Origin of the sequence: Vibrio sp. YT-16, from assembly GCF_033337405.1 — a bacterium.
GTDB classification, from domain to species: Bacteria; Pseudomonadota; Gammaproteobacteria; order Enterobacterales; family Vibrionaceae; genus Vibrio; species Vibrio alginolyticus.
In genome coordinates, this window is record NZ_JAWOQQ010000001.1 from 512,418 (window position 1) to 526,688 (window position 14,271).

Here is a 14,271-nt window from a genome sequence, read left to right on the forward strand (position 1 = left end):
TTCAAATTGAGCCAGCAAATAAAAGCCTGGCTCATTCCTGAAAATTCATTCTCAGCATTGCACCCAAAGCGTGCTCTTACTCCCATTTGTTTTGTTCTGTTTATTTTTCATCTTGCTCGCCATAGCTTCAATATGCAACGTGGTTTATTTTGAACGACGTTTTTAATAAGTGTATAGAGAATAATGGGCTTTAACATCGTTTCCAGTGGAAGCTACCTGCCAACGAATCAATGGTCTGATCGAGAGATGGATCGCTTCCTAAAATTAGCGCCAGGGACCTGCCGAAATAAATTCGACGTTGAATATCGTCATGTAGCCAATACAAAAGAGACCGCTATTTACATGGCAATGCAGGCAATAGAGCAGTGTTTAGGAAACACACATACCTTAAGCTCCGTTGATCTTCTTATCTACGCTAGCGGCACACACCACCAGTCTCTACCCTACGACGCCTCAGCGGTTCTCGCCGCGTTAGACGCTCCAACATGGCTAGAAAGCTTTGATTTGAACAGCACCTGTTTATCCTTTCTCTCTGCGCTTGATCTTGCTCAGAGTCTATTCTTGGCAAAACGGTACCGTCGGATTCTTATTGTCACCAGCGAACTCGCCACTGGCATCACACTGAATCGAAATTTTACGCTCAAACCAGAAGTTGCAACCTTATTCGCGGACGGTGCCGCCGCATTTTTGCTCGAAGAACACGACGATGATGGATTGCTCACCAGTCACTTTGAAACGCATCATACCGGGTATTCATTTTGTCAAATTAAGGGCGGAGGTAGTCATATCAATCCGCATACCTCCGAGCATCAAGCCTATTTAAAAAGTTGCCAGTTTGAGATGGAGGGCAAAGCACTCTTTAAACATGTGCGTAAAGCCTTACCAGCGTTTCTAAAAAAAGGGTTTGACGCCTCTCCGGTAACACTCGGCGATATTGATTATTTTCTTCCTCATCAAGCCAGCGCGCATGGATTAAAAAAACTGCCTTCACTCACCGGGCTACCAACAGAGAAAACCGTTAATCACTTTTCGACTTTGGGAAACCAAGTCGCCGCCTCACTCCCAATTAACTTACACTGGCTGCGTAATCAGCCAGAAACCGCAGGAAAACATGTGTTATTAGCTGGCACCGCCGCAGGGTTGTCGCTAGGGATGGGAGTGCTAAAACTATGAAGATATTGGTCACTGGTGGCAGCGGGATGTTGGGTAGCGCAATTCTGAGAATGTTTCACCAGCAGCATGAACTGCATTTTATAGCACGAAATACAGTCATCGCTAAACAACTCGCCGAGCAATTCGATGTTATCCCACATATAGTCGATTTAAGAGACCACTCAGCAGTTCATGCGGTATGCCAAGGTATGGATGCAATCATCCATTGTGCCGCTCTCTCAAGCCCATGGGGAAAGTGGCAGGCGTTTTATCAAGCCAATGTAGATGCCACCAAAAACCTCGTCAATGCGGCTAATACCTATCAAATCTCGCGTTTTATCCATATTTCCTCCACCAGCGTCTACTTTGACCATCAAGACCGTTGGAATATTCGAGAAACCGACGCCATAGCTTCATACTGGTGTAATGATTACGCACACACAAAATACCTATCGGAAATTGAAGCCGTAAAAGGCCAAAGCAAAGCGATCATTTTAAGACCGCGTGGCATTTTTGGACCCAATGATCGCGCTATTATCCCAAGAGTGCTTAAGGCGATAAAAAACAACACTCTGCTTCTGCCATCGGGTAGAAATCCTGTGGTTGATCTGACTTATGTCGATAACGTTGCCCATGCAGCGATGCTCGCTTGCACTCAGGCAGACCGACTTCAGCATGGTGATGTGTTCAACATTTCCAACAACGAACCAATGCCAATTGAGACTGTTCTGCAAGCTTTATGTGAGGGGTTAAACCTAAAAGTAACGTTACAATCATTACCATATGGCGTTGTATCACCATTATTAAAGCTCAGTGAGCAAATACGAAGGCACTTACCACATCAGCCAGAACCAAGGCTCACCTCATACAGCGCAGGATTGTTTAACTATCATCAAACTCTGGATATCAGCAAGGCGAAACAAACACTGAATTACCAACCGCTTTTTTCAATTCAAGAAGGAATACAGCAGTATGCAAACTGGTCTAAAAATAAAAATCTTTGAGGTTGGACACTGCGTACACCCAGGCTTTGTTGTCAAACCAGGTTCTGGTATCAAGCCTAGAGCATTTCCGGCAGCCGTTGCGTTAATTCAGCACCCAACACAAGGCAACATCCTGTTTGACACGGGATATCACGAGCATTTTTTTAGCGCGACTCGTCCCTTCCCTGAACGTTTTTATGCTTGGACAACACCTTGTCGCTATAACAAAGAACACGGAATTGTTGCGCAGTTAGCAAAAGAAAGTCTCAAACCTCATGATATTGAACACTTAGTACTCTCCCACTTCCATGCTGATCACATTGCTGCCGTGTCTGAGTTTTCCCACTCTCAATTGCATTGCCAACAAAAAGGGGTGGATGCAATTACTAAGAGTGGTCGAATTGGAGGCGTAAGAAAAGGATACCTAAAAGCTCTACTTCCTCCACAACTTGAATCTAACTTATTCATTCATAGTGACTTTTCCGTACCAATCAGCCAAATTATTCCTCAGTGCCAAGGTGTTAATTTGCTCTGTAAAGACATGTTCGACGACGGATTCATTTATATGGTTAGCTTGCCAGGCCATGCTGCGGGTCAAGTGGGCTTGCTAGTTAAAAGAGACCAAAGTTGGCTGTTCTTACTCGCCGATGCATGCTGGTTAATCGAGAGCTTGAGTGAAAATATCGATCAACATTGGCTGGCGAACATGCTTTGCGATGATACAAAAGCCTATAAAAACACCCTCTCCGAGTTGAGAAGTTGCTACCAACAAACCCACCACTTTGTTCGCTTCGTGCCTTCACATTGTCAGGAAACTATCCAGCAGCTAATCAAAGAAGGATGGATGAAGTGAGAACGCTTATCTCAGAATTCTGGCGAACCCGCTACCGCCCCTTCGGCTCAAGGGAACAAGTCGAAACATGGCAGCAACAACACTTAACGCAACACTTGGATTGGGTATGCCGTCATTCACCGTATTACCGCTCACTTCAAGGTGCACCACTCAGTGATTTCCCTATCATGAATAAGCAAACCATGATGGAGAACCTTTCAGAGTTGAATACGAAAGGCTTAGATGCTGAACAGCTAATGCAACAAGCACTCGAAGCAGAACAGTCACGCAACTTCGCCGCTTCGAAAGTTGGCGATGTTACTGTTGGGCTTTCTTCGGGCACATCAGGCATACGCGGGTTGTTTCTTGCTGACAAACAGGAAACGCAACTGTGGGCTGGCAATATATTGGCTCGCCTGTTGCCCAACCTATGGCAAAAGCACCGAATTGCGCTAGCCTTGCGCGCCAACAGCCCACTGTATAAATCCGTCGCGAAAGGCCCTGTCACATTCTTTTATGCGGATTTAACTAAACCTTACCAAGAATGGATAAAAGAGCTAGATGAGTTCCAACCCACGCTTTTAGTTGGTAGTGCGCAAGCTCTTCAGCTCTGCGCCCAGTTCAGCGGTCAATTTGGTCAACCCGAAATTCAACCACAGCGGATCATTTCTGGTGCAGAAGTCCTAACTGAGAGTGACCGTCACTTTATTTCTCAACGGTTCGACAGCGAACTCCATGAAGTCTATCAATGTACCGAAGGTTTTCTTGCATGTACTGATCAGCATGGACAAATGCGCTGGAATCAGGATGTTATTTACATCGAAAAACATTGGCTGAATACCGAACGTACTCATTACAGCCCAATTATCACCGATTTTCGTCGTAAAACTCAGCCCATTATTCGTTATCAGCTCGACGATATTATTGAGAATAAACAGGATAATGGCGTATTTGAACCTCTTGGCACGATTGCCGGACGATGTGGTGATCGCCTCACGCTAAACGCAAACCACGTCCCAGTTACGGTGTTACCAGATCTCATCTACCGCGCTATAACACTATCTGCCAAAGGTCGCGTGGATTACCGAATCACCCAAACAGGGTCACAAGCCATTCAAATTGAAGCGGATGTTCACCACCATCGGGTTATACACCAAGCCTTGATAAAGTTGTTTGACCAATTGCGGCTTGATCCTGTCAGATTTAGTTACCGCCCTGCGCCTATTTGGACGCCAATGAATAAACAACGACGTGTGGTGAACATATGCGGGTCTTAATCACCGGAGCCCGAGCACCAGTTGCACTAGAGTGGGCAACCATGTGTATGCATCATGGGCATGAAGTAATTCTCACCGATTCGCTAAAAAAGCCTCTGGGATCGTTTTTGCGAGGTATCGAGTCTTATATACCCACCGCTTCACCTCGATTTGCGTTTCCCACCTATCAACAGCAGATCCTAAAAATCATTACTCAGATGCGTATTGATATAGTGATACCCACTTGTGAAGAAGTTTATTACTTGGCTCATGTTGCCAAACAATGCCCAGAAGTAGATTTTTTTCTGCCCAATGTGGGACTACTCAATGCCCTGCACAACAAGTTGACCGTCTTTGAACAGCTTCAGGGTTTGCCAGAAATCACACTTCCAAAAACTCGTTTGGTCGCTGATAAAAGTGAGATTGAAATTAATAAGAGGACCGTTCTAAAGCCCGTTTACTCTCGGTTTGGCGGGCAAGTCATAAGAGATGTGACGACTCAGTCTATTTCTGCCGCCACGATATCGCCCCTTTTCCCTTGGGTTCAGCAACAAAAAATCCAAGGGACTCCGGTGTGTAACTATGCCATTTTTGAACATGGTGAACTTAAAGCACACCAAGCTTATGTACCGAAATACTGTGTAAACAGCTCGGCCGCCAGTGCTTTTCAGCCGATCTCGTGCGAACGACTAGATAGATTTATCGCAACTTTTGGTAAACGTCATACTTATCATGGGCAAGTGTCGTTTGACTTCATCAAATCACAAGATGAACTCTACGTGATTGAATGTAACCCAAGAGCCACCAGTGGTTTGCACCTACTCTCGTCTAGATGCAGTCAACTGCTCCCTAATATGGCATTTACTGCCCCTTCCAAACAGCGACTGCATCATTTAGGGCCAATAACACTCATCGCTGAAGGAGGGTTATCCCTGTTCAAGGCTCGAACTTGGCAAGATTGGTGGTCTGGAGTGAATGTAATGCAACAGCATAACTTGCCGGTAGGGAGCCAAATCCGGAGTGTGTTTGAATTACTCCGGTTAGCTAGGCAGAACAAGACGAAGTGGAGCAACGCTTCTACCGTTGATATTGAGTGGAATGGAGAGGCATTGAACTCATGACACTTTCCTCTCAAGAATGGCATAAAACCTTTATCACTCTTATGCAGTCGAATCCCATTGATGAATGCACAGCAAGCTTTGGTTGCTACTATATCGATGATGTTGCCATTCCCTACTCCGTAACACCAAAAATACCAAACAACTGTTATGCCGTGTCCCCTATGACACTACTTAGTGGCTACGCCGAAGAAGAGCTTCACAAAGTCAAAAATGTGGCTGTTCGATGGGTATGTAAGTTACTTATTAATATGACTAAACCAATCTTATCATTGGCTGGATTGGATCAAGTCCAAACGCTCAACAATCAGTGCTTGTCCACCAATATGTATAGCGAACAATGGGCAGCCTTAAATCTCGATGAACTGCGTCGCGTCGCACTCGATCAATACCCCACCTTTCCCTTGGTGCTTCGCTCCCTCAACCAGCGTCAGCATTCACACTTAATTCAGCGATTGAAGCAGCCAAAATGGCAAAGCTTGGTAACACGACAAGTGTATTTACTTGATGATTGGCAAGCGTTCAGCTTCAACCGAGATTTAACGAAAGACTTCAAACTGCTTAATGATAAAGATTGGCAGTTTAGGCCACTGACCACTGATGAAGAGTTTCAGCGTGCCAAAGAGTTATATGACATGCTTTACCTTGATAAATACAGCCTCAATAACATCCAGTTTTCAACCCAATATTTAAAACAGGTGAGCCAGAACAAATTAGTACATTTAGTGGGACTGTTTTATCAAGAAGAGATGCTGGCTACGTTAGGCATTGTAGAAATTGATAATGATATGACTTGCCCAATTTTTGGCTACGATACCAATAAGCCACAACGCCTCGCATTGTATCGTCGAATATCGGCCTATACCATCCGCCATGCAATGATATACCAGCGTCGCTTTAATATGAGCTCAGGCGCTCCGGCTTTTAAACGCAACAGAAAAGCCCGGCCAGAAATTGAATTTAGCTATGTTTATATTGCGCACTTACCTTGGTACAAACGCATAATTTGGAAAAGCTTGTGCTGGCTCACTCAGCACTTTTATCGCCCTTTGTTGATGCGTTTTCAGCTATAAACCGACATCTATAATCAGGTAAGCCTGCGTACACAGTCTCAATCGATAAAAAAGCCTGCGACGTTCGCAGGCTTTTTATAATGGAGCTGTGTGAGGTAACCGTTTTCTACGGTGTGTAGTATGTTGCTGCGCCAGGGCCTACTGGTAAACCAAATACGAATACCCATAGGTAGAACAGCACACTCCAACCTACAATGAAGCAGATTGAGTAAGGTAGCATGGTCGCGATCAGCGTACCGATACCTAAGTTCTTCATGTAACGAGTCGCTACGGCAAGAATCAAACCAAAGTAGCTCATCATTGGAGTAATGATGTTTGTCGTCGAGTCACCAATTCGGTAAGCAGCCTGAATCGTTTCCGGTGCATAGCCAACAAGCATCAACATAGGAACAAAAATCGGAGCCGTTACTGCCCACTGTGCCGATGCCGAACCAATCATTAGGTTGATAAAGCCACACATCAGGATGAAGGCAAAGAACAACATTGGGCCAGTTAAGCCAATTTCTTGCAGGAAGCTAGCGCCAGCAACCGCGAATACCTGACCGAAGTTAGTCCATTTAAAGAAAGCAACGAACTGAGCCGCAAAGAAAACTAATACAATGTACATGCCCATAGAAGACATAGATTTCGCCATTGCATCAATTACATCGCGATCCGTCTTCATCGTGCCAACAACTTTACCAAACACAAAGCCTGGAATAGCAAAGAACACAAAGATGAATGCCACGATACTTTTCAGGAATGGTGAACCTGCAATTGTACCTGCATCAGAACGTAGAATGCCGTCTTCTGGAACAACCGTCCAAGCAAGCAGCGCTGAAACAACCAGTACAGCAACACCTGCTAGTTTTAGGCCTTTCTTCTCAATGTCTGTTAAGCCACCCATTTTGTCGTTCGACAAATCTTCTGAGGCTTCTTCTTCACTGTATTTGCCAAGCTTTGGCTCAACAATTTTTTCAGTAACAAACGCACCTGTGATTGCAATGAAGAATGTCGACACAAACATGAAGTACCAGTTAACTTCTGGACCAACAGTGTAAGTTGGGTCAATCATTTGCGCCGCCGTTTCAGTAATGCCTGACAACAGCGGGTCAACCGTACCAATAAGTAGGTTTGCTGAGTAACCACCAGATACACCAGCGAACGCCGCAGCAAGACCGGCAAGTGGGTGACGACCTAAAGAATGGAACAGCATTGCAGCCAGTGGAATAAGTACCACATAGCCAAGCTCTGATGCCGTATTTGAAATGATACCCGCGAAAACGACCGTCACTGTTACCATGCGTTGTGATGCACCCATGACTAAGCCACGCATTGCTGCAGATAGCAAGCCTGAGTATTCAGCAATAGCAACACCCAACATCGCAACCAATACCGTACCCAAAGGTGCAAAGCCGACAAAGTTTTTCACTAGATTGGTAACGATTAGTTCAAGGCCATCAGCGTTAAGCAAGCTAACGACATGAATCATGCCATCCGCGGCACGACCTTTTGCACCCTCAGGACGAGGATCAACTACGGAAACTTCGAAGTATCCTGCAATACCCGACATCACCAGAATGGCTAAACAGAAAATGGCAAATAGTGTGATCGGGTGGGGTAATAAGTTCCCCAAATATTCGACAGTATCCAAAAAGCGCGTAAACAGCGGCTTCTTAGGCGAGTTTTGTTTAATTGAATCAGATGAACTCATCTGTTCCCTCCTTGTTTTTATTCCTATGCAAATGTGACAAAAATGTCAAAAAGCGTGCGAAGGGTACTTGAGTAGAAGGTCAAATAAAAGCCCTAAATGTTACAAACTGTGACGAAAGGAGGTATTTATAACCAACATTGAATAAAAATGTAGATATTTCATCCATGTAAGATAATTAACTCAACATTATCAATTAAACAAAACCATAAGTTAGATATATGCAGGTTGATTACTTTTGCACAGCTTTGAATCTCGGGTTCGTTTTACAAATGACATAAAGACGCCCTCTCCGTTTTACAATCTGGCAATCCGGATGACGACTTTTTGCACTTTTTAATGATTTTACTACCTTCATGATTTATTCCTTTTCGCTCTTAAATTGACCAAAACGACGGTTGAAGTTCGCAATGCGACCTTCGGTTTGTACAACGCGCTGTTTACCGGTGTAGTACGGGTGAGAAGCTGACGACACATCTAACGTAAAGTAAGGGTAAGTTTTGCCATCTTTCCATTCGATGGTTCTCTCCGTTTTCAACGTAGAACCAACGACAAAGTACTTATCTACACTGGTGTCGTGGAACACCACAGGACGATATTCAGGGTGGATTCCTGGTTTCATAATACTTTTCCTTTCAATTAAATTGTTATGTTATAACATTTTAATTAATAATCATTATCAAAAAGAAAAGCAAGAGAAATTTGTGATACTTTTCATCTCAATGAATTCTTAGAGATGTCCACCATGTATTCCATCGAACCCATCGGCGTCATTGAGACACCGTACAAAGAAAAGTTTGCAGTTCCGCGCCAACCACGCTTAGTACCAGAGGCTAAAGCACGCGTAAAACTGTTAGGTGCAGCAAATAGCCCTGAAGCAGTGCGTGGGCTAGAACAGTTCTCTCACGTTTGGTTGTTGTTTCTATTTGATCAGAATCTGGAAGCTGGTTGGAAACCAACTGTACGTCCGCCACGATTAGGCGGCAATGAACGAATTGGTGTCTTTGCCTCGCGCTCGACTTTCCGTCCAAACGGAATCGGAATGTCAGCCGTTGAAGTGAAAGGAGTCACTAAGCAAGGCGATCAAATCTATCTTAATTTAGGCAGTGTAGATCTCGTGGATGGGACACCGATTGTGGATATTAAGCCTTACATCCCCTATTCGGATTCTATTTCGGAAGCACAAGGCGGATACGCAGACCAAGAGCCAGAAAAGTCACAAGTCACCTTTTCTGCTCAAGCATTAGCAACGATAGAAAATCGATCCGATACTGACTATGTAAGATCAGTCATTGAACAAGTTCTGGCACAAGATCCTCGCCCTGCATATAAGAAAAACAAGCCGGACGACAAAGAATATGCGGTAAATTTGTTCGACTTGAACGTAAAGTTCACAGCAACAAGCAACTTAATAACGGTTACCGCTATTGAAAGCTTTTGACAAACGCAATTGGCTGATATTATAGACGGCTAACAAATTTCCCTTTAGGGAACTCCCATACTCCTGCTTATTCAAGCTTGAGTATCTAACTTAAATAAACGGATAAATTTAATGCGTACCAGTAATTATCTTCTTTCTACTCTGAAGGAGACTCCAAACGACGCAGAAGTAGTGAGCCACCAGCTCATGCTACGTGCAGGTATGATCCGTAAGCTGGCTTCAGGTTTATACACCTGGCTACCTACTGGTCTACGTGTACTGCGTAAAGTCGAAAACATCGTTCGTCAAGAAATCGACAATGCAGGCGCAGTCGAAACTTTGATGCCCGTTGTTCAGCCGTTTGAACTATGGGAAGAGACAGGCCGCAGCGAAAAGATGGGCCCTGAGCTACTTCGCTTTACTGACCGTCATGTTCGTCCGTTTGTACTTAGCCCAACCGCTGAAGAAGTGATCACTAGCCTTGTTCGCAATGAAGTGAGCTCTTACAAACAGCTTCCGCTAAACCTGTACCAAATCCAAACTAAATTCCGTGACGAACGACGCCCACGTTTTGGCGTAATGCGTTCACGTGAATTCTCAATGATGGACGCGTACAGCTTTGACATTGATAAAGACGGACTACAAAAGTCATACGACGCAATGCACGATGCTTACTGTAAAGCATTCGATCGCATGGGTCTGGATTACCGTCCTGTACTTGCAGATAGCGGTGCTATCGGTGGTAGCGGCTCTCAAGAGTTCCACGTACTGGCTGAAAGCGGCGAAGATATCATCGCATTTTCTAGCGAGTCAGATTACGCGGCAAACATTGAAAAAGCAGAAGCACTAGCTCCAGCCTCTGAGGCTGCGGCACCAACACAAGAAATGACTTTGGTTGATACGCCAAACGCGAAAACAATCGCTGAATTGGTTGAGCAGTTCGAACTACCAATTGAAAAAACAGTGAAAACACTGTTTGTGAAAGCATCTGACGAAGTTGATGCGCCAATCATCGCGCTTATTATTCGTGGTGATCATGAACTGAACGAAGTGAAAGCAGAAAACCTTCCTCAGGTTGCAGCTCCACTGGAAATGGCATCTGAAGAAGAAATTCGTGAGCTTATCGGTGCAGGCCCTGGTTCACTTGGCCCTGTTGGCCTTAAACTGCCGTTCATTGTTGACCGCAGCGTTGCGGTAATGAGCGACTTCGGTGCGGGCGCGAACATCGATGGCAAACACTACTTCGGTATTAACTGGGGTCGTGATGTAGAGCTTGGCCAAGTTGAAGACCTACGTAACGTTGTGGAAGGTGACCCAAGCCCATGTGGCAAGGGCATTATCCAGCTTAAGCGTGGTATCGAAGTTGGCCATATCTTCCAACTAGGTAACGCTTACTCCGCAGCGATGAACTGTGGTGTACTGGGTCCTGATGGTAAGAACGTCATCCTAGAAATGGGTTGTTACGGTATCGGTATCACTCGCGTAGTAGCGGCTGCTATTGAACAAAACCACGACAAATACGGCATCATCTGGCCAGATGCAATCGCACCATTCCAGGTAGCGATCGTTCCAATGAACATGCACAAGTCAGAAGAAGTGAAAGAAGCCGCTGAGAAATTGTACGCTGAGCTAACGGCAATGGGCATCGAAGTGCTATTTGACGACCGTAAAGAACGCCCAGGCGTAATGTTCTCTGACATGGAGCTTATTGGTGTACCGCATACCATTATTATCGGTGACCGCTCAATGAAAGAAGGCAACTTCGAATACAAGAACCGTGCTACTGGTGAGAAAACAGCAGTCGCAATGACTGACATTGTTGAGCACGTAAAAGCTCAACTAAAGTAAGCACTAGACGAGTTCGCATTTGAAGTAGTTTCAAATAGTTAAAAAGGGTTGGCTTCGGTCAGCCCTTTTTATTACAGCTCAACATCCTCCCTCCACCTTTTTCGAACTATTCACTTTGTTAATCTTTGGTTCAGCTTCTTGCTATTAAACTGATTTCATCATCTAAAGGAGGTCAGTTATGGATTTAAAAAGTCTTCTAAACCAAGCACTCAAATCAGACTTACTTAAGCAAGGTGCAGATGCATTGGGCAAACAAACCAACAACATCAAATCCTCATCAAATTCAAGTAGTCTAAAAACGCTAGGAGCAGGTGCTGTAGGCGGAGGCCTCATCGGTATGCTGATGGGCTCAAAGAAAAGTAAAAAAATGACTAAAAAAATAGGGTCAAACGCATTAAAAGTCGGTGGCGCAGCTGCGCTTGGAGCCTTGGCCTACAAAGTGTATAACGACTGGCAAGCCAAGCAATCCGGTCAAGGTGTTCAAGAAACCTTTGACCCCGATGACAGTAAACACAGTATCTTAATTTTAAAAGCAATGATTGGAGCTGCAAAAGCTGATGGTCACGTTGATGAAGAGGAAATGGCGCGCATTGAACAAGCTCTCGCGGATATGGGCGCAGATGAGCACGTTCGTCACCTCGTTCAGCAAGAGTTAAACAAACCGCTTGATCCTGCTGAAATTGCTAATCAGGCGACCTCTCCTCAACAAGCGTCAGAAATTTACCTGGCGTCTTTGATCGTCGCTGATGAACAAAACTTTATGGAAAAAGCGTATCTGCAAGAACTAGCAAAACAACTTCAACTTTCACCAGAAGTCACCCAGCAGTTAGAAGCACAAATGCAGTGATTAAATCTCGCTCAAGCAAACCTTCAACTTGAGCCAAAACAACTCTGTACTTTGAGTTTCAAATCCGCTGTGTGTATATTGAGATAAGTTATCATTTAGTGGAAAGAAAACATGCAAGTATACGGCTGTTGTGAACTGGTTCGTGAGCTTTATGCTCAGATTGGTAGTGGCGATCAAGCTTATATTCCCCAAGCAATTTCATGTGCAGTTAAAGCACTGAACGATGTTGCAGCGGATGAGTCCCTGCCTAAAGAAGTGCGTGAAAAAGCGGCATTTGCTGCGGCAAACCTACTGATTTCAGATTTTGAGGATAAGTAATGAATCTAGCGAACTTTGAATCCATGGATCCTGTCATGCTGATGAGCATTGTGAATATGAAGCTACGCGACGACTTCGGTGGTGACTTAGATAAACTGGTGGCTTTCTTCGATATCGAACGCACAGCACTGGAGACAAAACTGGCTTCTGCTGGTTTTGACTTTCTTCCAGAAGCAGGACAATTCCGTTAATCAACACCATTCTTGGCGGATAACCGAAACGAGAATAACCAATATCAAAAAGGGCTTGATGAGTTACCATCAAGCCCTTTTCTTTTATTCGATAGGCGTCCCGGTTAGCCAAATGAAGCCCAGATGACTGTCGCCACAAGAATTGGACATACAAACTTCACATACGCAGGCCATAACTTACCAAACCAACCTTGCGTAAACTCCGGGCAACCTTGCTCAAGCTCTTTGATTTTTGAGTTGCGATTCCATACCCAACCACCAAATAAGCAGAATAAGAGCGCAGCGGTTGGTTGTAGATACTGAGTAGCAACCGTCGCGACCATACCAAACAGAGCGCCAAAGTTATAAACAATCACCACACTGAACAAGGCAATGAGACCACCTAAAACCCAGCTCGTTGCGCTGCGCTTAGTATTGAAGCGCTCACTCACTAAAGCCACTGGACACTCTAACATTGAAATGGAGGACGTTAGCGCCGCAATCGTCAGCAATAAGAAGAACACAATAGAGAACAATTGACCAAGCAAACCTAAGCTATCAAACATCAATGGCAATACGGTAAATACCAACGTATCAGAGCTTAATAGAGAGCCATCTTCTGCATAGATCTGAACGCCTTTTTGCATTGCCACAAACATCGCTGGCATCACCACTAATCCTGCAATGAAAGCAACGGCAGTATCTACCATGGTCACGTTCATCGCCATCTTTGGTAGGTTCTCTTTCTTACTCAAGTAAGAGCCATAAATCAGCATTGAACAGCCACCGATCGTAAGCGAGAAGAAGCCCTGCCCCATTGCAGCAAGAATCAACTTGCGGTCCCATACCTTTTCAAAATCCGGCACTAGGTAATGTTTCAGACCTTCCATCGCACCGTTTTGCGTCATGATGTAAGCAAATAGCAGAGCAAACAAAACAAACAATGCTGGCATCAAACGTGTGGACCACTTCTCAATACCTTGTTTTACGCCACCTTGTACGATGAGAATCGTCAGTACATAAAAAGTAATGGTTCCGAACAAGTTACGTTCAACACTAAAGCCCTTTAGCCATTGAGTTGCAGCTTCTAACCCCATTAGATCTGTGATTGCACCCAGTAAAAAGCAGATCAACCAACCACCAACAATTGAATAAAACGCTAAGACAGCGCTTGGTACGCTTAAACCAATCCAACCCACAATGCCGCCGAGCTTTTTACCGGCAGGGTTATCTGTGATTGCACGCATACTGTCTACAGGGTTGGCTTGACCATGGCGACCAATCGCCATTTCAACCACCAGCATCGGAAATGCGACGATAAGAATCATCACCAAATAAACTAACAGGAAAGCACCGCCACCATTACTGGCTGCTTGAGTTGGGAAGCCCCAAATATTGCCAAGGCCAACTGCGGCACCTGCGGCAGCTAAGATGAACCCGAGACGAGAGCCAAAATGCTCGCGAGGCTGAGAAGAGGTTTGCTGTGTCATACTACTCACACAAAAATATCATTGAACTAGCTAACTAGTACACTATAGCAATATTCACTATTCAACAAGAGCAC

At 44.8% G+C, this 14,271-nt stretch carries 15 protein-coding genes; 11 read left to right on the plus strand and 4 right to left on the minus strand.

Features of this window, described 5'->3' with window-relative positions:
• The first annotated feature begins 183 nt into the window (after positions 1 to 183).
• From R7F07_RS02315 to R7F07_RS02340, 6 genes are read left to right on the plus strand one after another with little or no spacing between them, the layout of a single operon-like run.
• Entirely contained in the window at positions 184 to 1,173 is a 990-nt protein-coding gene (locus R7F07_RS02315) for a ketoacyl-ACP synthase III (protein WP_017636033.1), read from the plus strand.
• On the plus strand, positions 1,170 to 2,156 hold the full coding sequence (locus tag R7F07_RS02320; RefSeq protein WP_017636032.1) for an NAD-dependent epimerase/dehydratase family protein: 987 nt from the start codon (positions 1,170 to 1,172) through the stop codon (positions 2,154 to 2,156). Before R7F07_RS02315 ends, R7F07_RS02320 begins: the two co-directional genes overlap by 4 nt.
• Complete coding sequence (locus tag R7F07_RS02325; protein WP_017636031.1) at positions 2,125 to 2,988, plus strand: MBL fold metallo-hydrolase; 864 nt, start codon at positions 2,125 to 2,127, stop codon at positions 2,986 to 2,988. The genes R7F07_RS02320 and R7F07_RS02325 overlap by 32 nt, the downstream gene beginning before the upstream one ends.
• Positions 2,976 to 4,244, plus strand: a complete 1,269-nt coding sequence (locus R7F07_RS02330) for a F390 synthetase-related protein (protein WP_171343216.1) — start codon at positions 2,976 to 2,978, stop codon at positions 4,242 to 4,244. The genes R7F07_RS02325 and R7F07_RS02330 overlap by 13 nt, the downstream gene beginning before the upstream one ends.
• Positions 4,232 to 5,344 carry an ATP-grasp domain-containing protein gene (locus R7F07_RS02335; RefSeq protein ID WP_017636029.1) on the plus strand — a complete coding sequence of 371 codons (1,113 nt, stop codon included), beginning with the start codon at positions 4,232 to 4,234 and terminating at the stop codon, positions 5,342 to 5,344. The genes R7F07_RS02330 and R7F07_RS02335 overlap by 13 nt, the downstream gene beginning before the upstream one ends.
• On the plus strand, positions 5,341 to 6,414 hold the full coding sequence (locus R7F07_RS02340) for a hypothetical protein (RefSeq protein WP_136976884.1): 1,074 nt from the start codon (positions 5,341 to 5,343) through the stop codon (positions 6,412 to 6,414). Before R7F07_RS02335 ends, R7F07_RS02340 begins: the two co-directional genes overlap by 4 nt.
• A 106-nt stretch (positions 6,415 to 6,520) precedes the next feature.
• Here R7F07_RS02340 and R7F07_RS02345 read toward each other — a convergent pair whose 3' ends face one another.
• From R7F07_RS02345 to R7F07_RS02355, 3 genes are all read right to left on the minus strand, one after another.
• Positions 6,521 to 8,107: an AbgT family transporter gene (locus tag R7F07_RS02345; protein ID WP_005380301.1), complete on the minus strand. Its 1,587-nt coding sequence runs from the start codon at positions 8,105 to 8,107 to the stop codon at positions 6,521 to 6,523.
• Positions 8,108 to 8,336: 229 nt separating this feature from the next.
• Positions 8,337 to 8,462 carry a type B 50S ribosomal protein L36 gene (gene ykgO / locus R7F07_RS02350; RefSeq protein WP_005380299.1) on the minus strand — a complete coding sequence of 42 codons (126 nt, stop codon included), beginning with the start codon at positions 8,460 to 8,462 and terminating at the stop codon, positions 8,337 to 8,339.
• Positions 8,463 to 8,465: 3 nt separating this feature from the next.
• Positions 8,466 to 8,726: a type B 50S ribosomal protein L31 gene (locus R7F07_RS02355; protein WP_005380295.1), complete on the minus strand. Its 261-nt coding sequence runs from the start codon at positions 8,724 to 8,726 to the stop codon at positions 8,466 to 8,468.
• 123 nt (positions 8,727 to 8,849) lie between these two features.
• Here R7F07_RS02355 and tsaA point away from each other — a divergent pair, with 123 nt between their 5' ends.
• From tsaA to R7F07_RS02380, 5 genes are all read left to right on the plus strand, one after another.
• Positions 8,850 to 9,545, plus strand: coding sequence for a tRNA (N6-threonylcarbamoyladenosine(37)-N6)-methyltransferase TrmO (tsaA, locus tag R7F07_RS02360; protein WP_132936893.1), 696 nt, complete (start codon positions 8,850 to 8,852; stop codon positions 9,543 to 9,545).
• Positions 9,546 to 9,656: 111 nt separating this feature from the next.
• Positions 9,657 to 11,372 carry a proline--tRNA ligase gene (locus R7F07_RS02365; protein WP_054577581.1) on the plus strand — a complete coding sequence of 572 codons (1,716 nt, stop codon included), beginning with the start codon at positions 9,657 to 9,659 and terminating at the stop codon, positions 11,370 to 11,372.
• 178 nt (positions 11,373 to 11,550) lie between these two features.
• Positions 11,551 to 12,219, plus strand: coding sequence for a tellurite resistance TerB family protein (locus R7F07_RS02370; protein WP_132936894.1), 669 nt, complete (start codon positions 11,551 to 11,553; stop codon positions 12,217 to 12,219).
• A gap of 111 nt (positions 12,220 to 12,330) precedes the next feature.
• Positions 12,331 to 12,537 (plus strand): YaeP family protein, encoded by a 207-nt coding sequence (locus R7F07_RS02375; RefSeq protein ID WP_005391765.1) that lies wholly within the window; start codon positions 12,331 to 12,333, stop codon positions 12,535 to 12,537.
• Positions 12,537 to 12,728 carry a DUF4250 domain-containing protein gene (locus tag R7F07_RS02380; RefSeq protein ID WP_005380289.1) on the plus strand — a complete coding sequence of 64 codons (192 nt, stop codon included), beginning with the start codon at positions 12,537 to 12,539 and terminating at the stop codon, positions 12,726 to 12,728. The genes R7F07_RS02375 and R7F07_RS02380 overlap by 1 nt, the downstream gene beginning before the upstream one ends.
• Positions 12,729 to 12,832: 104 nt before the next feature.
• Here the strand turns inward: R7F07_RS02380 and R7F07_RS02385 are convergent, their stop codons facing one another.
• Entirely contained in the window at positions 12,833 to 14,197 is a 1,365-nt protein-coding gene (locus R7F07_RS02385) for a sodium-dependent transporter (protein ID WP_005391763.1), read from the minus strand.
• Positions 14,198 to 14,271: the final 74 nt, after the last annotated feature.